This is a genomic window from Halovulum sp. GXIMD14794 (genome assembly GCF_054457455.1).
The window spans coordinates 239,686-266,410 of the sequence record NZ_JBTLNF010000007.1; the positions used below are offsets into that span (position 1 = coordinate 239,686).

Below are 26,725 nucleotides of genomic sequence, written 5' to 3' on the forward strand. Positions count from 1 at the left end.
CCATGTTCGACAAGCTGCGCGCCCACCGCGAAGCCACCAGGGATCGCCGGATCGAGGACTTGTTCGACGGCGCCCGGTTCGACACGTTCTCGGCCCGCCTGAACGACATGCTGCTGGATTTCTCCAAGACTAGCATCGACGCGACCGCGCTGGAGCTCTTGCTGGACCTCGCGCGCTCTCGCGGGGTCGAGGCCCGGCGCGACGCGATGTTCGCGGGCGAGAAGATCAACGAGACCGAGGATCGCGCCGTGCTGCACACCGCACTGCGCAACCGCTCGGACGACCCGGTGCTGGTCGACGGCCAGGACGTGATGCCCGGCGTGCGCGAGACGCTGGGCCGCATGTCGGCCTTTGCCGACGGGATCCGCACTGGCCGCATCGCCGCGCCCTCGGGCAAGCCGTTCACCGACGTGGTGAACATCGGGATCGGCGGCTCGGATCTTGGCCCGGTCATGGCGGTGCTGGCGCTGGCGCCCTGGCATGACGGGCCGCGCACGCATTTCGTCTCGAACGTGGACGGCGCGCATATCCATGACGTGCTGAAGGGGTTGAACCCCGAAACCACGCTGGTGATCGTCGCCTCAAAGACCTTCACCACCATCGAGACGATGACCAATGCGGAGACCGCCCGCCGCTGGCTGACCGAGGCCGTGGGCGACAACGCGGGCGGCCATTTCGCCGCGCTTTCCTCGGCCGTCGACAAGACCGAGGCGTTCGGCATCGACCCCACCCGCGTCTTCGGCTTCGAGGATTGGGTCGGCGGGCGCTACTCGGTCTGGGGGCCCATCGGCCTGAGCCTGATGATCGCCATCGGCGCGGACAACTTCGCCGATTTCCTCGCAGGCGGCCACGCCATGGACCAGCACTTCCGCACCGCTCCGCTGGAACGGAACCTGCCGGTCGTGCTGGGCCTTGTCGGCATCTGGCACAACAACGTCTGCGGCTACCCGACCCGCGCCGTGCTGCCCTATGACCAGCGCCTGCTGCGCCTGCCCGCCTATCTGCAGCAGCTGGACATGGAATCGAACGGCAAGCGTGTGGCGCTGGACGGCTCGACGCTGACCGAAGCCTCTGGTCCCGTGGTCTGGGGCGAGCCCGGCACCAACGGCCAGCATGCTTTCTACCAGCTGATCCACCAGGGCACGCATGTGATCCCCTGCGAGTTCCTGGTCGCCGCCAACGGCCACGAGCCGGACCTGAAGCACCAGCATGACCTGCTGGTCGCGAACTGCTTCGCCCAGGCCGAGGCGCTGATGATCGGCCGGCCCACCGCTGACAACCCGCACCGCGTATTCCCGGGCAACCGGCCGTCGACCATGCTGCTCTATGACCGGCTGACGCCCGAGACCTTCGGCAGGATCGTCGCGCTCTACGAACACCGCGTTTTCGTCGAGGGGGCGATCTGGGGCCTCAACAGCTTCGATCAATGGGGCGTCGAGCTGGGCAAGGAACTGGCCAAGGAAATGCTGCCGCTGGTGGAAGGCGGGGACGCGTCGGCCAAGGACGGCTCCACCGCCGGGCTGCTCAAGGCACTGAAGGACCTGCGTACATGACCGACCGATTGGCCCCGCGCATGGCGCGGTTCTCGGCCTCGCCCACCGTCGCGGCGATGGCCCGCGCCAATGCCGCCAAGGCCGCGGGACGCCCGGTGATCTCGCTGACCACCGGCGAGCCGGATTTCGACACGCCGGGGCCGATCATCGAGGCCGCCATCCAGGCGATGCGCGACGGCCAGACGCGCTATACTGCGGTCGACGGGACACCGCGCCTGAAACAGGCGGTGATCGACAAGTTCGCGCGCGAGAACGGTCTCACGTACGGCATGGACCAGGTGATGGTTTCCACCGGCGCCAAGCAGGTGATCTTCAACGCGATCCTCGCGCTGATCGGCGCGGGCGACGAGGTGATCTGCCCGACGCCCTGCTGGGTCAGCTACCCGGACATGGTGAAGCTCGCCGGCGGCACCCCGGTCGAGATCGCCTGCGGCCCCAACACCGGCTTCAAACCCACGGCTCAGGCCCTTGCTGGTGTACTGACGCCGAAGACTCGCGCAATCATGCTGAACTCACCTTCGAACCCGACGGGGGCGGTGCTGTCCGCGGATGAGCTGCGCGCGCTGGGCTCGGTACTGAAGGACCGCCCGGATGTTATCGTGATCTGCGACGACATCTATGAACACCTGACCTATCCGGGCACCGAATTCGCGACCCTGGCCGCGGTCTGTCCCGAGCTGAAGGACCAGGTGCTGACGGTCAACGGCGTCTCCAAGGCCTACGCGATGACCGGCTGGCGCATCGGCTATGGCGGCGGACCTGCCTGGCTCATCAAGGCGATGCGGGTGCTGCAATCCCAATCGACGACCAACGCCTGCTCGATAGCGCAGGCGGCTGCGGTGGCGGCACTGGACGGCGGGCTGGAGACGGTGCATGCGCGCCGCGATGCATTCCTCGCCCGCCGCGACCGGCTGATCGCGCGCTTGCAAGCAATGCCGGGCCTCGAGGTGCAAGCCCCGGAAGGAGCGTTCTATCTCTGGGTCGGAATCGGCGACTGGATCGGCGCGACCCTTCCGGACGGCACGACCATCGCCGACGAAGCCGCGTTCGTCGACGCACTGCTCGACCGCCACGACCTAGCCGTGGTCGGCGGCGCAGGTTTCGGTGCCAGCCCCTACATGCGAATGACCTTCGCTGCCTCAGACGCCGAGCTTGACGAAGCAATGAACCGCCTGTCTGCCTTCCTCGAAAGCCTCGAACGCTGAACAGCCGCTTGCGCCCCCGCTCAGGGGGCGGAAGCTGATCGACCTATCGCGGCTTGCCGCGATTCCGCTGAATCACGGGCCGCGAAACGGGGCTCAAGCGCCTCCATCAAGGCCCGCGCATTGGCCTCCCACCGTCCCTCGGGGCCGGCGGCCTGCCCCGCCACGCGGGCGCGCAGGTCCGGCTCGGCCGCCAGCTGCCGCAGCAGTGCGGTCATGCGGGCGGCTACATCGTGGTATTCGACAAGAAAACCGGTCTCGCCGTCGCGGATCGCTTCGGCCACCGCGCCGACATCCGTCGCCACCGGGATCACGCCGACACGCTGCGCCTCCATAATCGTCAGCGGCAACCCTTCGTCGCGCGAGGGCATGAGCAGCACGTCGATCCGCGCAAAGGCCTCGACCAACTCGTCGATACCATAGGCCGCCGGGTGCCGCACGACACTGTCGGGGACGCGCAACCCGCCCTGCCGTTCGATCACCTCCTTGCCGGTGATCGAGAACTCGATCGGCAGGTCCGCGCAGGCACGCGCGATTTCCAGATACCGGTCCGCGCCCTTTTGCTCGTCCAGCCGCCCGAGGAAGCCGACGCGCAGCGGCGCACCTGCAGGCCGTGCGGCCCGCGCGTCAAGCGCCGCCTGCACAGCCTCGGGCGACATCGGGAAGCCGGGCCCGTTCGGGATGGGCAACAGCTTCGCGCTCGGCACGCCCTGCCCGTGCATCCAGTCCGCCAACCGGCGCGAGCAGGTCAGGATCATGTCCAGCCCGCCCTCGTAGGCCACGCCCAAGTAGGGCGTCCCGTAGGCGCGGCCGTAGCCGCCGGTCTCCAGCAGGTGTTCGTAGCTCAGCGTCAGTATGCCTTTCGCACGCAACGCGCCCAGCCCGTGGAACAGCGCCGCGCTGCCAGTCGTGATCACAGCATCCATTCCGGAAAGCGGCCCCAGCATGCTCTTGAGCAGCCACTCAGGCGGCGTGGCAGCCAGGTTGGTGCCCAAGTACTGCGCGCCGCGCCAATCTCTCAGCTTCGAGTCCGAGACTTGGTGGACCGTCGCGAACGGCGCAGTCAGCCACTCGTTCCCGGCCATCGGTGCATTGCCATAGACAAACAGGTGGCAGTGCACGCCCTGACGCTTCAGGGCATCCGCCAGCGCCACCACGCATTTCTCGACGCCGCCGAACTGGAAAATCGGCACGACAAAGCCGATATGCCGCCCCCGCGCGGGGACATGAGGCAGCGGCACGCCGCCCATTGAATGGTTCCGCAGCGCCCAATTCATGTTCGCGGGGCCGGTCACCGCGGGATCGGCGCGCCAGCTCCGCTGCGCCTCCCAATAGCCGGCGTTCTGGCGATCCTCCGAGCGCAGCTTGCGCATCAGGTTGAGCATCGAATCGAGCGGTGCGCCGCCGTCGCGCTCGGGGGCTTGTTCGAGTTCCACGGTGATCTCGGTCACCTTGGCTCCATCGATCGCGCGGCGGATGCTCTGCTGCGCCCGCTCCTCGCGCTTGAAGTTCGGGAAGGCGATGTCCGACATGCTCCGGACGCGGATCATCAGCAGGTCGGCTTCCTGCATCGCCTCGTACTGCCGCGCGCGAGCCGCGGCATAGTCCTCATCCGCCAACTGCCGCTCGCGCTTCTTCCAGGGGCGGTCCCGCTCCCGCTTCGAAGGCGGGATCGCTGGCTGACGTGTCGAGACCCTTCGCTGCCCGTCCGGATGCCGGCGTATGCGCAAAGCCGAAAGATCGGCACTTTCGAGACCGGCATGAAGGTGCCAGAAGGCCGATGTCGCCAACCCTGTCTCTCTCAAGGTCGCTAACGCGCCGGGGCGCGCGAATACCCACGCGATCTGCCTTGGCTCCTGCCCGGGACGCGCACGAGAGGCGAGGAACTCCCGGATCAGAGTGGTCTCCTCGAGCGGAACTGCCCGCTGGGGATCCGTGCAAAGCGCCATCCGCCGGGGGTCTTCGGTCTCGATCACGGCATAGAACGGGGCGTCTTCGGCCGCGGCCCGCACGACGCCGTCACGGTCATAGAGCCAGCCGTGCCGCCGCCGGATCTCGCCCCGCAAGGTGGCGTTCATGTCATGCGACCCCGAAAGCATGCTCTCGGGCCGCTTGCGGTACCGGAAAAAGGACTGCGCCACCGGCTTCCCCCGGAACCCGGCGCCGGCAGCCTTCAGCCAGAATTCCCAATCCTCGTAGCCCGATCGCATATCCTCGGAAAAGCGCAGCCCGGCATCCAGCATCCGTCGCCGGATCAGGCTGCCGGCCTCGCAATGGTTGGACTCGGCCATCCGGGCCAGCGAGAACGGCCCGCCGTTGTGGAAGCTGCCGGCCAACCCGAACATGTCGAAGTTCGGGTAGAACCAGTCGGCCTGCGGCTCGGTTTCGAGCAAATGAGCGAACAGGTCCATAGCATGCGGATCAAGCCGGTTGTCGGCGTCGAGCGGAAACACAGCCTCGAGATCCGGATAGCGCGACAGGGCGAAGTCGATCCCCGCATTCCGCGCGCCCGAAAGGCCCCGGTTCGCCTGGTGCAGCCGGTGAAAACGTTCGGGATGCGCGGCCTTCCAGCCTTCCAGCGTCAGCCGAGTCTCGGTGTTCGGGCATCCGTCATCGACCGCGATGACGGTTACCCGATCGTCCAGCGCCAGGGCGCTGGCGATGGCCTCGTCGGCTAACGCGCTGTGGCGGAAGACAGGAACGATGACCGCAACGCGCGGGCTCATACGGACGCGGCCCGCGTGGTCAGCCGATAGGCGTGGAACAGCGCCTGGGCGTTGCGATTAAACGGCATGTTCGGCATCGCGGTCGCGAGCAGCAGATCGACCTTACCACTGAGCGCCACCGGCGGCTCGTACCATACCTCGCCCCATTCCGCGGGCAGCAGGTGGACCCACTGGCCGAGGTGGCCAAGCGCCTCTTCGACAGAGCCGACCGAGCCCGCCGGAACCGCGCCGATCGCGAAGGCGATCTGCATCGTGTCGTGCCGCGAGATCTGCACCACCGCGCGCAGCTGTACCAGCTGCTCGACGGTCAGGCCTGGAACTTTCGCGACCACCGGGCGGCGGGTCGAAGGGTGCACCATATGGGCATCCTCGCGGTCCCAATAGGCAACTTCGGTGTGGTCCGGATAGGTTCTCAAGCTGCGGCGCACGCGGCCACGCCAGTAGGGCAACTGCACCGGCTTGCCCAGATCGCCCGGCTGAACCATCCGGGTCCGTCCATCTGCTGGAAGCACCTCACGCGGATCATGGAGCGGTGGCGCAGGCATGCGCGGTAGGGTCTGATAGACGCGCAGCGCCAGCGGACGAGCCAGCGGTCCATCCTCTGTGTGCGCAAGGCAATCGGCAAACGGGGTCTCGGGCGCGAGCGACAAATCAACGCTGTCGCCGCACAGAAGCTCCAGCTCCAGCTCCGCGTCCTCAGGCATTCCGCCGGGCGCTCGCGGCAGCGTCAGGCGCAGCCAACCCGCGTGCCCTTCGGCGACATCTATCTCGGCCACCGCCCCCTCGAATGCGGGACCGCCCGGTCGCACGAGGCGCAAGCCGATCCGCACGCCGGCCGGAGCCGAGGCCGCCAGATGCACGTCGATGGAGCCGATGCCCCGCGCAGGAACCGGCAGCGGTTGGCGCAGGACGGTGCCTTGATGCAGGGCTACAGTGTCGGAGGTGGCGGGCCAGTTGCGCGCCAGCTTGTGCTTGGGCGCAAGCGCGTCCCAGACCCAGCGCTCCAGCTCGGCATGATCGGTCTGCATCTGCATGTGCGCGGCGCGCAGCTCCGCCAGCGCGGCGCGGTCGGCGGCGCCCTGCAGAACCGTCGAACGGTAACGCTCCGTCAACAGTTCCAGCGCGACGGCAGCAAGCCCGCCTGCACCCTCCAGGCGCCGCACCGGGATTCCGGCGGCAGAAACCAGCGCCGACAGCGCCGGATCACCGTCCAGAGTCGCTGCGTCCTCGTCGGTCACGCACAGGCCCAGAACCGTCTGGTCGCCAAGCGCCAGCCCCGGAGCGCCACCGGCGCCGCCCAAGGGGATCAGAGTGGCGCGCCACGCGCCCAGCGGCAGCGCCACGACCCCCGGCAGCGGCGAGGACGGCAAAAGCGCGTCGCTGACCACCAGCACGGGTGCGTCCGGGGCAGGAGAATGCGGTGCGTTCATGCCTGCGAAGCCTCTTGCGGATCAGTGTCGCCGTGTCCTAGCAGGTCGGCCCGGGCGCGACCAGCCCAGGCCGGGCCGCTCAATCCCTCAGATAACTGGTAAGGATCATGAAATCCTCCATCGCGGTGCCGGGCTGCCCGACTTCCCGGTCGACCACGACGTGAATGTAGCCGGGTCCGTCCGGGTTCTCCGGGTCAGGGCGCCGCTCGGCGCTTTCCACCGCGACCTCAAGGAACCCGCCGTCGGCCAGCGCCAGCACCGGGCTCGAGCGCAGATAAATCCGGCTCAGGTCCCACAGGCGATCGCTCTGCGCATCCGGCAGGTCGACCCGCAAATTGCGTTCGCCCAGCGGCGTGAACTGCGCGTCCCGGCCGGCGGCGAACATCCGGCGTTCGGCACGGACCCGCTCATTCTCGCGGATATAAGGCTCGACCGTCACACCCTCGCCATGCGGGACGACAACCACGTCGGTCAGGTCCAGTGTGGCGATGTCGCTGACCGGCACACGGATGAAGAGGCTGATGTAGGAGGTCGGGCTGGTCTCGTCGAGCCGGTAGTTGGTCAGGTCGAAGCGGAGGTTTACACGCTTCCAGTCCTCGTTGATCCAGCTCTGGGTCTGCGGCCAGATGTCGACGAAATTTTCGGTACCATGCTCATAGGTCACACGCAGAAAGACGTTCAGCTGCCCCGGATAGCTGGTCCGCGCCAGCATCGAGAGGTCGACCTCGCTCTCCATCAGCCGGCCGATATCCGCCATCCGCTGAACCAGGAAACAATACCCCTCCGGATCCGGACGCGCACTGTAAAGGCGCATGTACTTCGCGCTGCGGCTGTGGGTCATCGGGAACAGCGCGTTGTCCTGCTCCTGGCTGACGACAAGCGCACCGCGACGCTTCGACGAGGGCACTAGCCAATCGTTGGCGACGTACTGATACGGGTCTATCCGCTCATGCCGCGTACCCAGCGCCCAGAACTCGAAAGCGCTGTTGGTTATGCCGTTGCGCTGGTAGCCCCGGTTTGACGCGCGGCGGTCGTGCCGGGCCAGAAGCGTATGCATCTCACGCAACATGGTGTCGTCAGGCGTGATGGTGTTGCGCTCCATGAAGCCCAGCGCCTCGCGGATGCGGCCATAGGCGGCGATCAGCTTGGCGATCAGCTCCCGTGCCTCAGTGCTGTTGGGCCGGTAGCGCAGGTTTGCAAGCTGCTTCTCGATGTCCGGGAAGCGGCGGCGTTCGAGGCTGCGCTCCGTCCAGTAGGCGTACTCGTCGTTCACGCCGTGGAAGAAGCCGACGCGGAATATCCCGCGCATCTGAGCCAGATCGACGGCGCGCCGGCTTTCGAAAAGGGGGCGAACGCCGCGCATCTGGTTGATGATGTATTTGCCGGAGTTCAGCTCGTCCATCATGCTGTTCTCTTCGGCGCGGTAGTCGAAGATCAGCTCCGGGACCAGCTGCATCTGCGCACCCGCAATGAAGGCGCGGTTGAAGAACTCATAGTCCTCGCAGCCCTGGGCGAATTCCTCGGTGAAGCCGCCGATCTTTTCGAATATCCGCCGGCTGACCAGTGCGTTGGCGTCACCGAATGTATTTCCGTAGAGCGCCAGCGGCAGTGACGGGCCCACCGGAAGATACAGGTCGTAGGCCAAACGGTCCTCGCCCGCCGAGCGGAACAGGCGCGAGACCGTGTTCAGCACGTCCGCCCCGGTCGCCACCGCGACTTTCACGAAGGTCTCGACCTCTTCGGGCAGGGCGAAATTGTCGTCGTCCATGAACAGGAAGTAATCGCCCTTCGCATGTGACACGCCGAAGTTCCGCGCAGCACCCAGGTAGCGGTTCTGCTGCCGCACGACACGGACCCGAGGATCGCCCGATTGCTCGACGAGCGCTTCGACCGCGCGGTAATTCGCCTGCCGGCTGCCATCGTCGACGATGACGACCTCGATATTTTCGTAGGTCTGCGCCAGAACGCTACTGAGCGCCCCGGCCAACGTCTTGGGCCGGTTGTGGTGCACAAGGATCACCGAGACCAGCGGTGCCGGGTCGGGCCGCAGCACATCCTTCGACGGCGGTCCGTCCAGCGACACCGTGCGGCCCCAGGAGTCCACCGCCGTCGGCGCGGCCGCCTGGTCGGCAAGCAGCCTGTCCCAGTCCTCTTCGGCTTTCAGGTGCATCGGGTCGATGGCGCCGATCACCATGCCTTGGTCCAGGGCGTCCGACATGCGCCGCGCTAGGTCGTTCGCGCGCGGTGGCACCAGGATCGCATCACGCTCGGGCATCGCCGGCAGCGTTGACAGGGCGCCACGATCCGAGAACAGAACCGGCACCCCGAAACTCAGGCATTCATAGGCAGTCAGACCGAAGGACTCGTCCGCCGAAGGCACGACGGTCAGAGGGCGGTTGCGCACCAGGTAGGTGATCGCCGACTCGTGGTCGTAGTTGTTCAGGAACTGGATCTCGCAATCCCAGTCCTGCGCATATTCCAGCACCGTACTGGCCGAATTCCGGTCCGAGTTGCTGCAGAACCCGCCAAGGAAGGTGATCTTCTTCGGTAGCCGCAGCTTGTGCTTGTGCATGTACTTGATGGCGTCGAGGAAGGTGAAGAACCCCTTCCGAATTTCGAGCCGGCCGAAATAGCAGATCTCGTCGATGCCGGTCACCAGATCGCCCTGATTCAGGCCGGTATGCAGTTCCACTCGTTCGGGCAGCAGGTTGCTGATCGGCCGCGTGTCTGCGGGCAGAGTCCAACCGGCCTCGGTGCACCAGTCGAGAATGTGCTGGCTGGGGGCGACGACGAAATCCGAGTACTCCGCCTGCTTGCGCTCCATCTCATAGAGCGTGATGTCGGTGGGCTGTGTCGTCACCATGTTCAGTGAGCGCGCCCAGTCCGACGGGCCGTGGATCACGGTCCCAAGGCGGGTGTTCGCGAACCCGAGGCCCAGCTGCCGCGCAAGGCAGGTGTAGTAGCCAAGACCCAGGTAATCGTGGAAGAAGATCACGTCGAACTCTTGGTCCCACGCCTCCAGAAACTCCTTAACGGCGAACGAGCGTTTCGGGATGTTGTCCTGCGGGTAGAACGTGTCGAAATCCGCGCGCACGAAGCGGATGTTCCGTTCCGCGTAATAGTCTTCCCACTTGGGGGCATCCTCGGCAGATAGGTTCGGATGAACATAAAGTACTGTGACGTCATGCTCGCGGGCATGATGCTCAGCCTGACCCGCAAGGGCCGTCGCGATCCCGCCTCCACTGAAGGGGCCGAGAACCTCAAGGGCGACGAAACAGATCCGCATGAACTCTCCCTCTCCACCCGATCGCGCATCGGGCGGTCAATCGTGCCGAAGCACCGGCGCAAACCGTATGCGACAGCACGTGACCGATTTCCAGCCCCGCATGGGGCTCGGACAAATTCCTTTGATTTCCGCCGGTGTTACCGGGTCACTCGAGGGTACGATAAAGCTCGTAGTCGGCCTTGAATGCCCGTTCTATACGCATTTGCGCATCGACCGAGATTACCACGTCCACCTTCGGCGATACGTTGAGCTGCTTGAACTCGAACTCCCGCCCGAAACGCTCCTCGAGGAATTGGTGAAACGCCGCGATGTCGTCGTACCGGAACAGGTGATCGATGCGAACTTCGCCATCCTCGTCACGCAGGAAGTCGTACTGGTTGCCGATGTAGTGCGTATAGGTCGGCTTCTCGTCCTGCAGGAACCCCTCGACAAAAGTCTCGAACTCGATGTCACGGGTCGAGAACTCGGGGTTTTCGTTTTCCCGCTGCCGATAACGGTACCAGGACCGGATCCAGTCCATCGGATGACGCATGACCGCGCAGAGCTCGATCGTCGGTGCATGGACATGATCCAGCAACGGCTGCACCAGCGACCGGTATTCCCTGACGTTCAGATGTTTCGTGTGCGCGTTGCCCTGCAGAATGATACTCGACACCGGACGCAACTGGTCCTCGATCGCCGTCGAGCCGGTCTTCGGTGCGGCGAGATACGCCAGCCCCGCCTGTAACGAAATCAACATACAAAATACCTGACATGGTCCCAGCGCCCGCGCCCCCCGGCGCGAACATTCCTCCACCATGCAGGCTAAGATTATTTCTCTATTAATCCAAGCAACTTGTCGGCGCCTTCCGCACCCCGCTCGGCTGCGGTCCGCGCCCAGGTCTGAGCCTCGTCGAGCCGACCGAGCTTTTGCAGCCACCAGCCAAGGCGAAGCGCGGGCTGCCCTTCAAGCGGCTTGACCCGTTCGGCAGCGAGGAAGGCATCGACAGCACCGGCCATGTCTCCGCGGCCCTCACGCAGCAGCCCGATCCGACGCCACGAGCCGTGATCCGGCCGCGCCCGCACCGCGCGCAGCAGCAGCGGCTCGATTTCATCCGCCTTGCCAGCCCGCTCCTTTGCGGTGGCGGCGAGGCGGAAGTAATGCCCCCACTCGCGCCCGGTCGTGTTCGCGGGCAGGTGCGGCAGGTCCGCGTCCACCAGCTTCTCGGCGCGGGCCACTTCGTGCCGCTTCAGACAACCCTCGACCACCGAGGCCGACATGCCGAGCGAAAACCGCGCTGCTGGATCAGTGGCATCGTAGCGGCGCACCGCAGTCTCATGTACGAGGCTCTGGCGCAGGAACTCGAGATAGAGCGTCCCGGTCAACAACATCGACTTCTCGACCAACGCGGTCTCGGATCCGGCATCGAGGATCCTCGAAGCAGCGGTGGCGTCGGTTAGCGAAATGTCAGACAGCACCGCCTCGAGCCGCGGCAGCCGCTCCGCGAGATCGGCACATTCCTGAAGGGCCACTTCATCGATCGCAGCAACACCGGTACGTTGCATCGGCGCGCCGGGGGCCGGGCTGATGGCGACGGCGTGGAATTCCCAGCGCCGGTGGGCGGGAACTTCGCGGTGCTCGAAGATCACGATGCCGGCGCCGCGCCGGACGGGCAGATATGGCCGCGCCAATGCATTCCTCGTACATTCTGCGCCGCTGACCGGCGCGTGATTTGGTGGTGACCCCGACAGGATTCGAACCTGTAACCTGCCCCTTAGGAGGGGGCTGCTCTATCCAATTGAGCCACGGGGCCGCCGCCTCTCGCATACCCCGAGGTCCTTGCCGTGAAAACCCTTTTGTCCGGTTTGCGTGCCCCTGGTGCAGCGGCGTCTCAGCCCCGCGCTTCCAGAACGACCTTCGCGGTGCGGCACAGAATCAGTAGATCTTTCCAGGCCGAGAGTTCCTGCACGTACTGCATGTCGAAAGCCGCGCGTTGCGCCATTGTGAGTTCGTTCCGCCCGCTGACCTGCCACAGCCCGGTAATGCCCGGCGTCACCTGCAGATAGGCGTGCCGGGCAGCGCCGTACTCCGAAAGCTCGTCCTCGGTCAGGGGGCGGGGCCCGACCAGGGACATCTCTCCACGCAGAACGTTCAGAAGTTGCGGCAACTCGTCGAGACTGGCGCGGCGCAGCCCTCGGCCGAACCGGGTGATGCGCGGATCGTGCGCGAGCTTGCGGTATCGCCGCCACTCGGCGGCCGCGGAAGGCTCGGTGGCCAGGTGCGCCTCGAGCACCGCATCCGCGTCCCGGGCCATGGTGCGCAGCTTCCAGCAGGTGAACCGTCGCCCGTCACGGCCGATCCGCGTATGGCCGTAGAACGGCTGGCCACCGTTCAACCCGGCAGGCAGCGCCAGAAGCAGCACGAACGGCAGCAGCAATGGCCCGGTCAGCAGCAGAACTACCAAGTCGAGTAGGCGCTTTAGCCTATGCCGGTACGGTCGCAGCGACGGACCCGGCAGGGCCGTTGAAACGCTAAAGGTTGTGAGGGGAATTTGTTGCATCACGATACCGCTCCTGCGGCACACGTTGCCGCTTTACTGAACTCGTCATCGTGAAAATTTTGGAAATTACTTAATAAAGTACGAACTTCATTTCTATTAATTCGATTATTGTTTGTTAACCTTCAATTTACCAAACTGCGCGAGCTTGCGCCCATGAAACGCGCGCAAGTCTTTCTACTTTGGGCCGGCCTCGCATGACGCGGCTCAGCCCCATCCCGGTGCCGGTCACGGTGCCCCAAGCGGCCGAAACGCCGCCGGGCCTTGCCGTACTCTGGCGCGGGCGCTGGCGCATCCTGGCCATTGCCTCGCTCGCCTTGCTGCTTGGCGCGGTCTATGCCTACCGGATCGCAGCACCCGTCTACCGGACCCATGCGACGCTGATGCTGCAGGCGCAGGATCCTCAGGTGATCGACCTGGGCCGCGTGGTGCCGGCGCTCGGGCGGGACGAGCCGGTGCTGAACACCCAAGCACAGGTGCTCCGCTCGCGGCTTCTGGTCGGGCAACTGGTGGAACGGCTGGCCCTGACGGCCGATCCTGAGTTCAACGCCGCCCTTCGGCCAGAACCTGTTTTCTCGCCCCGCAGGACGGCACGCGCCTGGCTCGAGAGCTACGGCCTGCTGCCGCCTCAACCCCGTTCGGCACCCCGGCCCGACGCGGCGCGAGACGCGACGATCAACGCGGTGATCCGCCGGTTGCAGATCGACGTCGCGCCGGACAGCCTGGTGTTCTCGGTCTCGATCGGCACCCGCAACGCCGAGAAAAGCGCGCGGATCGTGAACACGCTGGCAGAGCTTTATATCGACGACCAGGTGGCACAGAAATTGGCGGTGACGGACCGCGCAACCGAATGGCTGACCGAGCGGGTGATGACCCTGCAGCGGCAGCTTGAAGAGGCAGAAGCACTGGCCCGTTCAGCGCGCGCCGCGCGGGGCCTGCACAGCGCCGCCGACCTGGCCGAGATGGAGCGCCGCCTCGCCGCGCTGCGCGATATGCGCGACGACCGCCAGCCGGACGATCCACGGCGCGCGGCGCTCGAGGTCGATGCCCGTGTGCTCGAGGCGCAGGTTCAGCAGGCCTCCCGCGACCTGGTGACGGTGCGCCAGCTGGAGCGTGAGGCCGAGGCCAAGCGGCTGCTCTATGAAAGCTACCTGGCTCGCCTGCAGGAAACCTCGCTGCAGCCCGGTGCGCACGAACCCGACGCGCGGATCCTGTCTCCGGCGGTGGTGCCGCTCTGGCCCGCCGAGCCGAAACCGCTGCTGATCCTGGTGCTGGCGCTGATCCTCGGCAGCGGCGCGGGCGGGCTGCTGGTGCTGGCCCAGGAGGAATGGCGCGAGCGGCTGCGCGACGCCGAGGAAGCCCGTGCGCTGACAGGGCTGCCGGTGCTGGCCACCGTCCCCGAGACAGCGGGCGGGCGCGATCCGGTGGACGCGCTGACCCGGCAGCCGGACGGGCCGGTATCCGCATCGGTCCGCGACCTGCGCGCCTCGCTGATGCTGGCGGTGTCCGACCGGCCGCCGCAGGTGGTGCTGCTGACCGGCACACGCGGCGACGAGGGCTGCTCGACGCTGGCACTGATGCTGGCGCAGACCTTCTCGGCCTGGGATCGCAGCGTCCTGCTGATCGAGGCCGACACCGCCGGTCGCGCTCTTGCCAACCGATTCGGCGGTCCCGACCGGCACGGGATTTTGTCAGTATTGGCGGGGCTGACCCCGTTCGAGGACGCCTGCTGGCGGCTGCCGGGCACCGAGGTCGACGCACTCGCCGCCGAGCCGGTGACCGCAAACGGTGCGGACCTTTTCACCACCGGCCGCTTCGCCCGGCTGATCGAGGGGCTGCGCGACCGGTACGACCACATCCTGATCGACGCGCCCCCGGTCCTGGAGTCCGCCGACGCCCGGGCGTTGGCCCCCACCTGCGACGCGGTACTCTACGTCGTCGCGGCTCGTAAGACGCGGCGGACCCTGCTGCGGCGCGGGCTCGGCAAGCTCGCCGCTGTCGGTGTGCCCGTGGCCGGGCTGGTCCTGAGCCGACACCGCACTCGCGATGCGGCCTGACGCCACCGGCACTCGGCTGTCGCTGCTGATGGCGGCGGTGCAAGGGGCCGCGGCGCTGACGGGGGTTGCAGGGACGCTGCTGCTGTCACGGCTGATGGGCGACGAGGGCTTCGGGCGGGCGATGCTGATGGTCTCACTGGCCACGCTCGGCGCGGTTGCCGTCACCGGAAACCTCGACGCCGTCGCGATGCGCGCGCTGAACACCGGCACGACGGCCGCGCGCGCGGCTTTTCTGAGGTTGTGCCGCAGGACTATCGGAGCAGGCGGGGCGCTCTGCCTCCTGATATGCAGCCTGCTCTGGGCCTACGGGTTCCTGTCCTTGCAAACCCTGCTCGTCTTTCCCGCCGCCGTCGTCCTGCTGGGTCTGCTGCGCACGACCGCCCGACAGGGCGCCGCGCTGGGCCGGCCCGGCGTCGCTGTCACCGTGCGTCTGCTGGCCCGGCCGCTCAGCTTCCTCGCCTTCGGCTGCCTGTGTCTAGTCACCGGCGTGCATCCACCGGAATGGGCACCCACCGCCGTGCTAGCCGGAGCTTGCGCTGCCGGGGTCGGACTGCAGGTCCTCGCATTGTCACAGGTGCTGCGGCCCTTGGCACAATGCACCCCGGAGGCGGGCCACGCGGCGGGCTGGCTACGCGCCGGCGCGGCCCTTGCCCCGGCGCTGCTGATGCAGGAGTTGCTGCGCGACCTCGTACTGGTTTCCGCCGGGTGGACGCTGGACGGCGCATCCCTTGGGGTGCTCGCGCTGGCCCTGACGCTCGCCGCATTGCCCGGGCTTGCGGTGACTGCGGTGGAGATCGCGCTCGGTCCTCGTATCGGGCGCGCTGCGGCTTCGCTCGACCGCGGCCCGCTTAAAGAAGCCCTTGGCCAAAGCGCGCTGCTGCGGATCTTCGGGCTGGCAACGGCGCTTGTCGGCCTGGCGCTGGTCCTGCCTATCGCGCTCAGGTTGGCCGGTGCGCCATACACGCAGCCACTAGTCTGGACCCTCATCGCGATCCCTGTCACGCGCGCGCTGCTAGGCAATCCGACCATGCTGCTGGCGGCATCCGGCCACGTGGCCCCCGTCGGGCGAATTTCGGCCATTGGCGCGAGCCTGACAGCGCTGACGGTCGCCGTCGCAGGCCTTCACTGGGACGCCAAGGGCGCGGCGCTCGGCGCGATGCTCGGCAGCAGCGCGACAACCGCCTGGCTGTGGGCGACCGCACTCAGGATAACCGGCCAGGACTGCTCGGTTCTCTGCCTGCTCCGCACCACCAGCCGGGCAGCAGCGCGCTAGGCGACGAGCGCCAGCCCCTCGGCTGCGCGACCCGTCGCGATCGCATGCAGTTCCAGATCCGGAGCCAGAAGCACGTCGAGCCGGCGGGATTGCGTCTCGGTCAGGTCCAGTTCGGGCCCGGTCGCCCGGTTCAGCCGGGGCAGCCCCGGCCGCGCACCGAAGTCCCGCGCGAAGGCATCGAGGAACGGGCCGGGCCGTTCCAGCTCTCCGATCAGCGCGAAACGCGCCAGCCGCGCCTCGGCGATCCGCAGGGCCGTGGCGTCGTCCTCGATCCGCGCCGGGTCCGGGTAGCCCGGCAAGTACCGCAACATCTGCCGCGCCATCCGTACGGCGACCGGCCCCTCAAGCCAGGCGTCGAGATCGTCCGGGATCACGCCCGCGCGCACCGCCATGCGGTAGTTCGACAATGTCCTCGCGCGCGGCTCGCGGACCATCGTGACCAGTCCGTAGCCGTTCGCCTCGCAGGCGGTCAGCAGGGCGTCGCTCAGCAGCACATGGCCGTGCACCAGCGGCACGCGGCTGGCCAGTTGGGTCAGCGCCAACCCCTCGCGCAGGGCAAAGGTTCGCGCGCAGTACTCCAGCTCCTCGTGGCAGAGCATCAAGTCGTCGCGCCCGAAGTGCATCAGCGCCGCCGCCCGCCTTGTCGCCAACGCATCCACCGCGCCGATCTTGAGGTGCAGCGGCACAGTCGCGGAAAGACCGCGCGTCAGCGAGGTGCCGCCACACTTGGGCAAATGCACAAACAGGCAACGGCGACTGAGCCCCCGACCGGGCCGTGTGGCGTGAAGCCGCGCGGTCAGCAGACCGAGCCTGCGGCGGGACAGGATTTCACGCGGCATCGGCAAGTCTCCCTTCAGGCGCGGGCAGGTCCAGCATCCGCGCGACCTCGTTGGTGGTCAGGCAGAACGCATCATCGGGCCGGGCCAACAAACCGCGCCTGAGCTGGCCCAGCGCCGTGTGCCCGGCCTCGAGCACCGGCACCAGCATGTCGGCCCGCGCCTCGGGGATCACCAGCCCCAGCGCCCGCCCGCGCACCACGCACGCGGTCTCGGTCCCGGCGACGGCAATCGACGGGCAGCCGAAATAGCCAGCTTCGTAAAGCCGGTTCGGCAGCAGCCAGTCCGAGTTTCCACCGCGCTGCCAGAGATCCTGCGCCCAAACGCAATCCAGCCCCGCATATGCCTGCGCCAGCCCCTCGGGATAAGCGTAGGGGCCGTCGTAGTGCATATTCGGACGGGTCGAGATCACCTTGCCGAAATCCGGCAACTGGTGGCCGTGCACGACGCCGCGCAGCACGATTTGGACCCGTGGTCCCATGCGGTCGGCGGTCTCGGCCAGCAGCGCAAGCGTGCGCGGGCAGCGCAATGTCCCCACCCAGCCGACCCTGAGCGGCCCCGGGTTCCGCAGCGCTGCAGCCGGGCGCGGCGGCGGCGGTCCGGGCCAGAAGATCCGGTTCTCGATCACCTGCGTCTGATCCTGCCAGCCGTGGACCGGGCTGAAATGCGCCTCGAGAAAGCGCGGCGAGCTGAGCACCAGCCGGTGTGTCCGCCGCAATACCATCGCCTCGGCCCGCCGGGCCAGCGCGGCAAGCGGTCCGCGCCGGGCGAACAGGCCGTGGATGTCGAGGCATTGGTAGACCAATGGCGCGCGGCTGCCCGAGGCCCAGCGACCCAGCAACGCCAGCAGCGCCATGTCGAGGTTGCGCGCCAGGAGCACATCGGCCCGGCGCAGCGCACGTCGCCTGCGCAATACACGTACGGCGCCGCGCAGCAACGCGAGGATCCGCCGCGGACCGACCCCGTTCGGCGCGTGGCCCAGCGGCGTATCCTCCCAATCCGGCTGGAACCCGGCGTTCATGTTGTCCCGCCGGAACGAGAAACTCTCGACCTCGGCCCCGGCGGCGCGAATGGCGCGGATTGCCTTGATCTGGCTTGCCTCGGCGATGTCGAAGGCGAAGACGGCGACACGGGGCGCGCTCATGCCCGCACCGGCTTCCAGTGGGGTTGCGCCCGGCCCCGCATGGCGCGCAACACGCCCCATGTGGTGCCCAGAAAGCCCTCGCAGACCCGGCGCAGCGCCGTTACTCCCGGCAGTTCGGCCAGCATCGCAAGCCATCCGGCGGCGGCCAGCGCCAGCGCGAACAGGCCCGACCCGTGCCATGCAAGAAGTCCCAGTGCCGAGACCCCGGCCAGCACCAGCCACAGGCCGGCGAACCAGCGCACCAGCTTGTGAGAGACGTACTTGAACCGATCCAGCGGCCGCAGAGCCCCCAGCCGATGGCGGATCTGTCGGTGGGCATGCCAGGCGCCGCAGGCGATCCTCGCGGCCCGCTCAAAGCCGTGCCGGTCCGCCACCGCGTCCTCGTGAACCACGGCTAGCGGCTGCGAGACGACGCGATAGCCCGCCAACAGCGCCTCCATCGAGGGGCGGAAGTCGTCCGACGCAGCTTGGCCGAACCGGGGATAGAGCGACCGGCGGATCGCCCAAAGCGCACCATCGCACCCAATCGTCGAGCCGCTGCGGGTCTCGAGCCGCTTCACCGTCTCTTCCAGCCGCCAATAGGCCCGCCCGACAGCCGACCCGCTGCCCGACGGAATCAGCCGGCCGCCGACCGCACCGACCTCGGGGTCGGCGAATGGCGCGACGAGGTGGCGAAGCGTCTCGGGCGTGAACCGCACGTTGGCGTCCATCAGGATCAGGATGTCCGCATCGCTCGCGTCGATCAGCCGCCGCAAACCCTCGGCCTTGCCGACCGGCCTGTCCGCGTGGACGGTCGCAACCAGCGGGCGCGCGGCGCGCAGGATACGGCCGGTCTCGTCCCGGCTGCCGTCATCCCATGCGAGGATCCGCAGGCCCGGCCAGGTCATCTGCGCCCGTGCCAGCGCCCGCAACGTCATTGGCAGCGCCTGCGCCTCGTCCCGGGCCGCGAACAGAAGCGCCGCCCACTTTGGGAAAGAGTTGCCCAGCCGCGGCGGCGTGGCCTTCGGTAGCAGCGCCAGAAGCAGTGGATATAGGGTGAATGGATAGGCGAGCAGGAACGCCGACACCGCCAGCAGGCTCCAGAGCATCCAGTACAGCATCGGCTTACTCCCGGTTTCTTCGGCTCACCGACCTATCGGTAAGCAGGCGTTAACCCTGACGAGGAATGGTTAAGGAAACCTTTGCCCGCGAACGGGGATCCGATGAGCCTGCCGCAACCGCTGACCGTGCTGCTTGCCCTGCCGACCTTCCGGCGGCCCGATGGCCTTGCCCGGCTGCTGGAAGCGGTGGCGCACCTTGAGGTGCCGCCGGGGTGCCGCCTGCATGTCCGCGTCTTCGACAACAGCCCCGAGGGCGGCGCGCTCGACTTCGCGGAGCGGCTTGCCCGGGTCTATCCGGTGCCGCTCTCCGCGCTCCATGTGCCCGAACGCGGGCTGTCCACCGTGCGCAATGCAGCGCTGGAGGTGGGTCTTGGTGCCGGCTTCGACGGACTCGGGTTCATCGACGACGACGAAGCGCCAGAAACTGCGTGGTTGGTGGCCCATCTGCACGCGCTACAGAACACGGGCGCGCATGCAAGCCAAGGCGCAGTGCACGCCGCCTGGACACGGCCGCCACCGCGCTGGGTCGAGGCTGGCGGGTTCCTCGAACAGCGCGCGGGGTCCGGGGACCTGCGGGATGCCGCAACGTCGAACGTCCTGTTCGATCTTGCCCCGGTCCGCCGTCAGGGCCTGCGCTTCGATCCGCGCTACGACCTGACCGGGGGCGAGGACACGGCTTTCTTCGCCGATTACCTCGCCGCAGGGGGCCGAATTGTCTTCACCCCCGATGCTATCGTGCACGAAACGATCCCCCCGGAACGCACCCGCCTGCCCTGGCTCTGGCGGCGCTGGCGCCGGACTGGCGAGACCTCGGCGCGGGTTGCGATGGACCACGGCAGGTCGCGCTGGCGCGCGATCATGGACGGAGTAATTCGGCTTGTTGCGGGCACCGCACTGGCGGTCGCCGCCTCGCCGTTGAGCCTTGTGGGTCGCCCGGCGCTCTGGGCCAGAGGAGCGCGGATCGCGGCACGAGGCCTTGGCTATCTGAGCGCGGCTGGCGGCCGGTTCACCGCCGAATACGCGACACTGGGACGCTGAGGCGATGCGGTACCAGATATCCCTCGATCAGTTGCGCGGCCTCGCAGTGTTGATCGTCTTCGCCAGCCACGCGGCGAACGACGGGCTGCTGCCTGGCTGGCTTGGCGGCGGCGCGGGTCAAACCGGGGTGCAGCTGTTCTTCGCACTCAGTGGCTTCCTGATGATGCGGCTCTACGGTGCACGACCCTTCGATGGGGTCGAGGCGCGCCGCTTCGCCATCGCGCGGGCGGCGCGCATCCTGCCGCTCTACATTCTGGTCGTCGCCCTGTCCCTGCTGGCCGCCAGCCTATCGCATACGCCCCACTACCGGTTCGAGACATGGACCGAAGCACTGGCCGCGCTGGCGCTGCTTTCGGCCCCGCAGGAGCTTTGGTCGATCCCTGTCGAAGCACAATTCTACGGGCTGTTCCTTCTCATCTGGGCACGGGTCGGCGCGCGTCCGATGATGCTCGCCGCCTTGGTTCCCGCAGCATTCGTATTGGCCATCGGCTGGCGCGGGTGGGTCAGCGAAGCGGCGGTCCTGATCCCCTATCTGCCAGTCTTCCTGCTGGGCTGCTGGCTGGGTGCCCTGCCGCAAGCGCGGCTCGGCCGACTCTCGAACCCGGCGCTGAAATGGCTGGCATTGGCCGCTGTGCTCCTGACGCTGCCAGGCCTGCGCGGCCCCTGGCTGCCCGAACTTTGGAACGGCTTCTACCCCCGTTTCTGGCTGGACCCGTTCCGCCTTGGCGCGGCACTCGGGCTGGCCGCGACCGCAATGGCCTGCACCGGCACCTGGCTGGGCGGCGCGCCGCTGGCAGCCTTGGGGCGGGTGTCCTTCGCGGTCTACCTGTTCCACCGCCCGATCCTGCGCTGGATCGGCGAGGATGTCGGGGTACTTCCGGCTTTTATCCTGACGCTGGCGCTGGCCTGGCTTTCATGGCGGCTCATCGAGCGTCCGGCGGGCGGGGCAGTTCGCGCGTTTCTGACGCCGCCGCCGCGCCCAGCGCCACGATCAGGAATAGGCTGATCTCATGCGCGCGATACAGCGACGAGCCCAGCAGCGACAGCGCCACCAGCACCGCAAACACGGTCAGGGCCCACAGCCGCACCGGCCCCGGCGGTACACGCCGCAGGCTGGCCCAAACATGCCCAAGCAGCACAGCCATCGCCGCCAGGCCGAGCGGCCCGGTCGCGACCAGAATCTCCAGCACGAAGTTGTGGAAACTCGCGACCGTATCGCCATAGAGCGCCGCCAGCAGACGCGCCTCCCGGGCGTGATCCGGCGCGGTCCAGAACGCCTGATGACCTGCGCCCAGAAGCGGTCGCTCTGCGATCTGAGCCAGCGCCGCCTGCCAGACTTCGGTGCGCCCGGTCAGCGTGGAACTTTTGCCGAGCGCCGCCAGAAGCCCCTGCATTGGGTCTATTTGCAGGATCAGCAGGCTGGCAGCCAAGGCAAGCACGCCAGTCAAAGCGACCACCGCCAAACCAACGCGCGCCCGCGCCGCGCGGATCAGCAGGAACGCCATCGCGCCGCCCGCCGCAAGAACAACCACCCAGGAGGTGGCCGAGCGCGACAGCAGCAGCAACGCGCCCGTCGCCGCGAGCGCCAGCGCATAGATCCAGCGTGCTCGGCCCCGCGCCTCTGTCATGAAAAGCAGAAGCGTCAGGCTCAGCAATACCGCCCGCTGCCCCAGAGCGTTCTTGTTGGTGTAAATCCCAAGGAAACCGCCCTCCCAGGACCAGGCGGGCGGCAGCGCTCCGCCGAGATTCAGCGCCGATGCGGCCATCGTCAGTCCCAATCCCGTCAGCACCAGCCCAGCCAGCCCCGCAAGGCCGAACGCAGTCCCGACATAGATCCCGGCAAGCACCGTGACCGCCAGTTGCAGTGCCGCGATCAGGCTTTCCTGCGGTACCGGAGACCAGAGCACCGAGACAGCGCAGACTGCCGGGTACAGCAACATTGGCCAACCATGCAGGACGGCGGGGATCCACAGCCGCGAGGTCAGCAGCAGCCGCGCGACAAGGGCGGCGTAGACCACCGCCGTCAGCAACGATCCTCCCGGCAGCCGCACCGTCGCCTCGGCGGTCCAGACCACCAGCAGCAAGCCCAGTCCCAGATCCAGATCCAGCGGCAAACCGCGCCGCACCTGTCCCGGGATCTCGCCTGCCGTCATTACCAACCTCTCTCTATGGTTGAGTATCTAGCAATAATACACCTGAAAGGGAATGCCGATGCGTGAGCGTCATGCCATCGGGATCGGCGCGCAGAAATGCGCCTCGAGCTGGGTGCACGCGGCACTCGCCGCTCACCCGGATATCAACGCCGCCGCCGAGAAAGAGCTGGATTTCTTCAGCTATCACCATGACCGGGGCCACGACTGGTACCGCACGCGCTGGACCGGAAAAGGCATCCGCTTCGAGAACTCTCCGTCCTACCTGCATGATCCGCGCGCCCCGCGTCGACTGGCGTCGTTCGACCCGGAGGCCCGGGTGATCCTGACGCTCCGCGACCCGGTCGAGCGCGCCTATTCCCACCATCTGCACGAGATCACGAAAGGCCACATACCGCCGAAACCCTTCGCAGAGGCCCTTCGCGACAATCCCGACTACCTGGAGCAGGGCCACTATGCCCGGCACCTCGAGCGCTGGCGCGAAGCCTTCCCACCGGCGCAGATATGCATCCTGCTGGCTGAAGACATCGCCGCCGCGCCCGAGGCGTCCCGCCAAGGGATGCTGCGATTTCTGGATCTCGAGCCTGGACCGCCTCCGGCGATGCTGGACGAGGCACGGAATGTTTCGGACCGGGCACGCAGCCCGGTATTGCGCCGGGCACTCAGGACCGGTGGCGCGACATTGAGAGCCGCTGGCCTCGCAGGCACGCTGGCGAAGGCCAAGCGGCTTGGCCCGGTTGCGAAGCTTCGCGCCTGGAACGATCGGCCGGTGCGATCGCTGATCCCGCCGCTTTCACAGCAGGAGCGCGCCGCTCTGGCGCAGGTCTTCGCCGAGGACATGGCCCGGCTTGCAGTCCTGCTGTCACGCGACACGCTGCCCTGGAGAAGCTGGCAGGCCGTCCAGCGGCCCGCCAGCGTCATGGCTCACAGGTAACCCTCGGCAATGAAACGCTCTGCCGCGAGGCGGCCTGCGATGCGGTTCCCCTCGGGTTCGGGATGGGTACCGTCATCCGACAGATGCCCTGCGGGCCGCGCGACATAGTGAACTCCCGGCGTCGCGGTCGGCTGGCCGCTGTCCTGATCCAGCGCCGCCTGCATTTGCAGGAAGATCCCCTGGTGCGGATTGGTATCGTCCGGCATCGGTCCCAGCAGCACCACCGGTAGATCCGGTTCGCCCAAATCGCCTCGCAGGCTCGAGAGCATCGCCTGGAAAGCCGGAGGATAGCTGCTGCCCATGGTTGCGGCCCGGTCGCTCTCGCCCTGCCCCCACAGCAATCCGCGCACCCGGCTGCCAGGCACTCTTGCAGCGGCGGCCTGCGCCATCTGCACCATGCGGGAATAAAGCGTCCCGCCCGCGCCGGTGTCGCCCGCCGGGTTCCACTCGGCATCATTGCCCACCAACCGGGTGCCGCCCTTCGCGCAGGCGACGATCAGCACCGTTCGGCCCGGTGGCGTAGCCCCCTCGATGGTCCGCGCGAAACTCAACGCCGGGCTGACGCCTTGGCTGGCCTGAAGCATCTGCAACGGACCGGCGCAGGCCGCGACTACGCCGTCCACCGACCCGTAGGCATTGCTACTGTACCCCGGCATGTAAAGGCAGCGCGGCAGCCAATAGTCCTTGTCCGGATCGATAGGCGTGGACTTGGACTCCGCCGCGATCAGCGACTGTCCAGCGGCGATGTAGATGTCAGAGGGCTGCGCCAGAAGCGCGCTCATGTCGACGGCCTGCACATCCTCGATCGTGCCATCGAAGCTGGCGTCCGCCTTGAGGCGGACCCGTGTATGCCCTGCGGACGAAAACCGCGCCACCTGCTGGCCGGCCGCCCTACTGACGAAAGGCGCGCTGCGGAACGGCCCGCCCAGTTCGGCGCCGACAGTGCCCGCGGTAGCACCCGTGACCGTGTAGGCCACCCAAACATCGCCCGAAGGCAAGGCGGCATCGAAGGCGACCGTCCCCGCTGCGGCGTGCCCGGTCTTGGCAACTGCACCGGGAAGCGCCGTGAACCCGCCATCGAGCATCCACCCAGCATGATCGTCCAGCCGCGCCTGCGCCTCGGGGATGACCCCAGCCGGCACCACCCGGCCTGCGGCGGTCCGGCGCCGGCCCAGCGCCGGCGCCGCCGTGATCCCCAGCCCCGGACCGAACCTCACGAAACCACCACGGCGTGGATGCCGGTTGCGGTGGTGCCGGTGGCATGGACCCGAACCGCACCACAGACGATCCAGCCGTGGTCGGGTACCGTAACCGTGCGCACCGGGCCCTTCACCGTCGCGAATGTCACCGCACCGCCGCCCTCGACATAGAGCGAGGCGGCGACATCCTCGAGGTCGGTGGCGTCGTCCGGCGTGACGGGCACATAGTCGACACCAGGACCCGAAAGCGACGATGCGCGGCGGCTGAATGGATTGGACATGGCAAGCCTTCCCCTTCGGGGCCGCGCCCATGTCCGTGACAGGGCACACCGGCGGCGGCCCGATATGTGAAACTGTCTCGGATTGAGTGCGCCATGACGGGCACACTGTGCCCGCCGAGGCGCACCCGTTATGTCAGACGAGGGTAAAGGCCGCGTTAATCGCGCGACAGGCAGCTCAGGCCGAGGCCGCGCTCTGCTGATACTCGACGATCTTCGAAACGTCAGGGGCGTAGAGCGCACGTCCGCGCCGCTCGATCAGCTTCATCCGCTTCATCCGCCCGATCTCGCGCGCCACCGCCTCACGGTTGGTGAACACGAGCGAGGCCAGCGCAGCCTGCGTCGGCGGGTTCGGGAGCAGAGCGCTGCCATCCTCGCCCTCGGCAGCCTGGAACAGGCGCAGCACCTCGAGCCTGATCCGGTCGTCGGCGCGCATAGCGGTGAACTCGCTCACCCGGCGGGTCAGTACGCGCAACTTCTCGGTCAGGCGGCGAAGCATCGCCATGCTCAGATCCGAGTGCCGCTCCAGCATCATGCGGAACGCGCCGTCTGGGATCAGCGCAACCCGAGTGGGAGCGATCGCAAGCACACTAGCGGACCGCGGCTCGCCGTCGATCGCGGCGAACTCACCGAAACAGTCGCCCTCTTCGATGCCGGTAAACGAAACCTCACGCCCCCGTGCCGAGAAATTCGCCACGCGCACCGCCCCCTGAAGCAGGATCATCACGTCACCTGGCGCGTCCTCGACATCGAGGATCATCTGACCGGACTCGTAGGATCGCTCGGTCCAGCGCTCCTTCAGTTCGGCCTTCGTGGCCTCGGTCAGTTGCCCCAGCAATGTCTCCTCGGGGTATTGCACCTCGAGGTTCGCGTTGTATCTCAGCGCCATGTGTTTCCCCAAGAACCCAAGCGGTCGCTCACCGTCGACTGTGAGTGGATAATGGTGAAACGTCATGCTTGCAATCGCAAGCTTGCGCTGCAAACCAACGGATCCGGCGGCTATCCTGCCTCTTCACTCAACGGATCCACAGGAGGAGCGCTTCCGTCGCGCAGGTCCAGCCGCGGGTTGCACTTGCGGATCAACTCCCCCGCATGCGCCTCGATCTCGGCATTCAACTCAGCCCCCAGCAGCACCACGAAGGCGCTGACATAGAGCCACATCAGCAGCGCGATGACCGCCCCGAGCGGCCCGTAGACCTGGCTGTAGTTGGCGAATGTGCTGAGGTAGAGCGAGAACGCCACCGAGGCGAGCACCCACAGCAGCGTCGCCACGATGTTCCCCATCGACAGCACGCCCGCGCGCTTTGCTCGCCGCGCCGGGCCGAACCGGTAGAGCACTCCGACCGCCAATCCCACGGTCGTCATGGTGATGCCCCAGCGCAAGGTCTGGATCGTCGCCTGGCTGTCCACCAAAAGCGGGAACAGCGCCAGCACCGTCGGCACGACAACAAGCATCGTCAGTGCAACCAGCCCCACGAGGATCAGCATCAGCGTCAGCGAATAGGCCACCAGCATGTTCATGAAGAAATTGCGCATGCCCTTCGCATGGCCGATCAGGCTGAGCCCCATCATCAGCGCATTGACCCCCGCCCGCGTGCTGACCGTAGCCAGCACGATACTGACGATCGACGCGACCCCCAGCGTGCTGCGCCGCGCGCTGATCAGCTGGTCGACCTCGCGCTCGATCAGCACCAACACGTCGTCGGGCACCACGGTATCCAGCAGCATAAGGTTCTCGCGTACCGCCACCGGATCCGAGACATAGCCGAACAGGCCGATGAAAGCGGTCAGGGCTGGGAACAGCGCCAGCATCCCGAAGAAAGCGACGCCCGCCGACAACAGCGATAGGCGCTTCTCGCCGATACCTTGAAACATCAGAGCGATGACCCGCCACCAGTCACGCCAACCGAACCTTGGGCGGCGAAAGACCATCGTGTCCACATGAACCACGGGGTTCAGCACGCGAGAACCTCCCGCACCTT

At 67.2% G+C, this 26,725-nt stretch carries 21 protein-coding genes and 1 tRNA gene; 7 read left to right on the forward strand and 15 right to left on the reverse strand.

Annotated features, from left to right (window positions below; translation table 11 throughout):
• Nucleotides 1–2: 2 nt before the first annotated feature.
• Entirely contained in the window at nt 3–1,553 is a 1,551-nt protein-coding gene (pgi, locus tag ACW9UR_RS18350; RefSeq protein ID WP_458918501.1) for a glucose-6-phosphate isomerase, read from the forward strand.
• The gene (locus tag ACW9UR_RS18355; RefSeq protein WP_458918502.1) at nt 1,550–2,758 is read left to right on the forward strand and encodes a pyridoxal phosphate-dependent aminotransferase; all 1,209 of its coding nucleotides are present in this window, start codon (nt 1,550–1,552) and stop codon (nt 2,756–2,758) included. The genes pgi and ACW9UR_RS18355 overlap by 4 nt, the downstream gene beginning before the upstream one ends.
• A gap of 20 nt (nt 2,759–2,778) precedes the next feature.
• On the opposite strand, the gene ACW9UR_RS18360 is transcribed toward ACW9UR_RS18355, so the two are convergent.
• The 7 genes from ACW9UR_RS18360 to ACW9UR_RS18390 all read right to left on the reverse strand — a co-directional run bounded on the left by ACW9UR_RS18360 (nt 2,779) and on the right by ACW9UR_RS18390 (nt 12,737).
• Entirely contained in the window at nt 2,779–5,481 is a 2,703-nt protein-coding gene (locus ACW9UR_RS18360) for a glycosyltransferase (RefSeq protein WP_458918503.1), read from the reverse strand.
• Nucleotides 5,478–6,911, reverse strand: a complete 1,434-nt coding sequence (locus ACW9UR_RS18365; protein ID WP_458918504.1) for a DUF6212 domain-containing protein — start codon at nt 6,909–6,911, stop codon at nt 5,478–5,480. Before ACW9UR_RS18365 ends, ACW9UR_RS18360 begins: the two co-directional genes overlap by 4 nt.
• A gap of 79 nt (nt 6,912–6,990) precedes the next feature.
• Nucleotides 6,991–10,197, reverse strand: coding sequence for a glycosyltransferase (locus tag ACW9UR_RS18370; RefSeq protein WP_458918505.1), 3,207 nt, complete (start codon nt 10,195–10,197; stop codon nt 6,991–6,993).
• Between the two features lie 145 nt (nt 10,198–10,342).
• Nucleotides 10,343–10,936, reverse strand: a complete 594-nt coding sequence (locus ACW9UR_RS18375; protein WP_458918506.1) for a hypothetical protein — start codon at nt 10,934–10,936, stop codon at nt 10,343–10,345.
• Between the two features lie 71 nt (nt 10,937–11,007).
• Nucleotides 11,008–11,868 carry a tetratricopeptide repeat protein gene (locus ACW9UR_RS18380; protein WP_458918507.1) on the reverse strand — a complete coding sequence of 287 codons (861 nt, stop codon included), beginning with the start codon at nt 11,866–11,868 and terminating at the stop codon, nt 11,008–11,010.
• 45 nt (nt 11,869–11,913) lie between these two features.
• Nucleotides 11,914–11,990 (reverse strand) — tRNA-Arg (locus tag ACW9UR_RS18385).
• Between the two features lie 78 nt (nt 11,991–12,068).
• Entirely contained in the window at nt 12,069–12,737 is a 669-nt protein-coding gene (locus tag ACW9UR_RS18390; RefSeq protein WP_458918508.1) for a sugar transferase, read from the reverse strand.
• A 194-nt stretch (nt 12,738–12,931) separates the two neighbouring features.
• Between ACW9UR_RS18390 and ACW9UR_RS18395 the strand changes: the two genes are divergently transcribed.
• Together ACW9UR_RS18395 and ACW9UR_RS18400 are read left to right on the forward strand one after the other, a co-directional pair.
• Entirely contained in the window at nt 12,932–14,791 is a 1,860-nt protein-coding gene (locus ACW9UR_RS18395) for a polysaccharide biosynthesis tyrosine autokinase (protein WP_458918509.1), read from the forward strand.
• Nucleotides 14,781–16,064, forward strand: a complete 1,284-nt coding sequence (locus tag ACW9UR_RS18400; protein ID WP_458918510.1) for a polysaccharide biosynthesis protein — start codon at nt 14,781–14,783, stop codon at nt 16,062–16,064. Before ACW9UR_RS18395 ends, ACW9UR_RS18400 begins: the two co-directional genes overlap by 11 nt.
• Here the strand turns inward: ACW9UR_RS18400 and ACW9UR_RS18405 are convergent.
• The 3 genes from ACW9UR_RS18405 to ACW9UR_RS18415 are packed head-to-tail and all read right to left on the reverse strand — an operon-like array spanning nt 16,061 to nt 19,144.
• A complete protein-coding gene (locus tag ACW9UR_RS18405; RefSeq protein WP_458918511.1) occupies nt 16,061–16,903 on the reverse strand; it encodes a hypothetical protein in 843 nt (280 codons plus the stop codon). The genes ACW9UR_RS18400 and ACW9UR_RS18405 overlap by 4 nt on opposite strands.
• Complete coding sequence (locus tag ACW9UR_RS18410) at nt 16,893–18,044, reverse strand: glycosyltransferase family protein (protein ID WP_458918512.1); 1,152 nt, start codon at nt 18,042–18,044, stop codon at nt 16,893–16,895. The genes ACW9UR_RS18405 and ACW9UR_RS18410 overlap by 11 nt, the downstream gene beginning before the upstream one ends.
• Nucleotides 18,041–19,144, reverse strand: a complete 1,104-nt coding sequence (locus ACW9UR_RS18415) for a glycosyltransferase (RefSeq protein WP_458918513.1) — start codon at nt 19,142–19,144, stop codon at nt 18,041–18,043. Before ACW9UR_RS18415 ends, ACW9UR_RS18410 begins: the two co-directional genes overlap by 4 nt.
• A 102-nt stretch (nt 19,145–19,246) precedes the next feature.
• Between ACW9UR_RS18415 and ACW9UR_RS18420 the strand changes: the two genes are divergently transcribed.
• Both ACW9UR_RS18420 and ACW9UR_RS18425 read left to right on the forward strand, forming a co-directional pair.
• Entirely contained in the window at nt 19,247–20,182 is a 936-nt protein-coding gene (locus ACW9UR_RS18420; RefSeq protein ID WP_458918514.1) for a glycosyltransferase family 2 protein, read from the forward strand.
• A 4-nt stretch (nt 20,183–20,186) separates the two neighbouring features.
• Nucleotides 20,187–21,188 (forward strand): acyltransferase family protein, encoded by a 1,002-nt coding sequence (locus tag ACW9UR_RS18425; protein WP_458918515.1) that lies wholly within the window; start codon nt 20,187–20,189, stop codon nt 21,186–21,188.
• On the opposite strand, the gene ACW9UR_RS18430 is transcribed toward ACW9UR_RS18425, so the two are convergent.
• Nucleotides 21,106–22,335, reverse strand: coding sequence for an O-antigen ligase family protein (locus tag ACW9UR_RS18430; protein ID WP_458918516.1), 1,230 nt, complete (start codon nt 22,333–22,335; stop codon nt 21,106–21,108). The two genes, ACW9UR_RS18425 and ACW9UR_RS18430, sit on opposite strands and share 83 nt — an antisense overlap.
• Nucleotides 22,336–22,393: 58 nt before the next feature.
• Between ACW9UR_RS18430 and ACW9UR_RS18435 the strand changes: the two genes are divergently transcribed.
• On the forward strand, nt 22,394–23,266 hold the full coding sequence (locus ACW9UR_RS18435; protein ID WP_458918517.1) for a sulfotransferase family protein: 873 nt from the start codon (nt 22,394–22,396) through the stop codon (nt 23,264–23,266).
• Here the strand turns inward: ACW9UR_RS18435 and ACW9UR_RS18440 are convergent.
• The 4 genes from ACW9UR_RS18440 to ACW9UR_RS18455 all read right to left on the reverse strand — a co-directional run bounded on the left by ACW9UR_RS18440 (nt 23,257) and on the right by ACW9UR_RS18455 (nt 26,705).
• Entirely contained in the window at nt 23,257–24,483 is a 1,227-nt protein-coding gene (locus ACW9UR_RS18440; protein ID WP_458918518.1) for a sialate O-acetylesterase, read from the reverse strand. The genes ACW9UR_RS18435 and ACW9UR_RS18440 overlap by 10 nt on opposite strands.
• Entirely contained in the window at nt 24,480–24,746 is a 267-nt protein-coding gene (locus ACW9UR_RS18445) for a spike base protein, RCAP_Rcc01079 family (RefSeq protein ID WP_458918519.1), read from the reverse strand. Before ACW9UR_RS18445 ends, ACW9UR_RS18440 begins: the two co-directional genes overlap by 4 nt.
• A 175-nt stretch (nt 24,747–24,921) precedes the next feature.
• Entirely contained in the window at nt 24,922–25,632 is a 711-nt protein-coding gene (locus ACW9UR_RS18450; protein WP_458918520.1) for a Crp/Fnr family transcriptional regulator, read from the reverse strand.
• 110 nt (nt 25,633–25,742) lie between these two features.
• Complete coding sequence (locus tag ACW9UR_RS18455) at nt 25,743–26,705, reverse strand: YihY/virulence factor BrkB family protein (protein WP_458918521.1); 963 nt, start codon at nt 26,703–26,705, stop codon at nt 25,743–25,745.
• Nucleotides 26,706–26,725 lie beyond the last annotated feature (20 nt).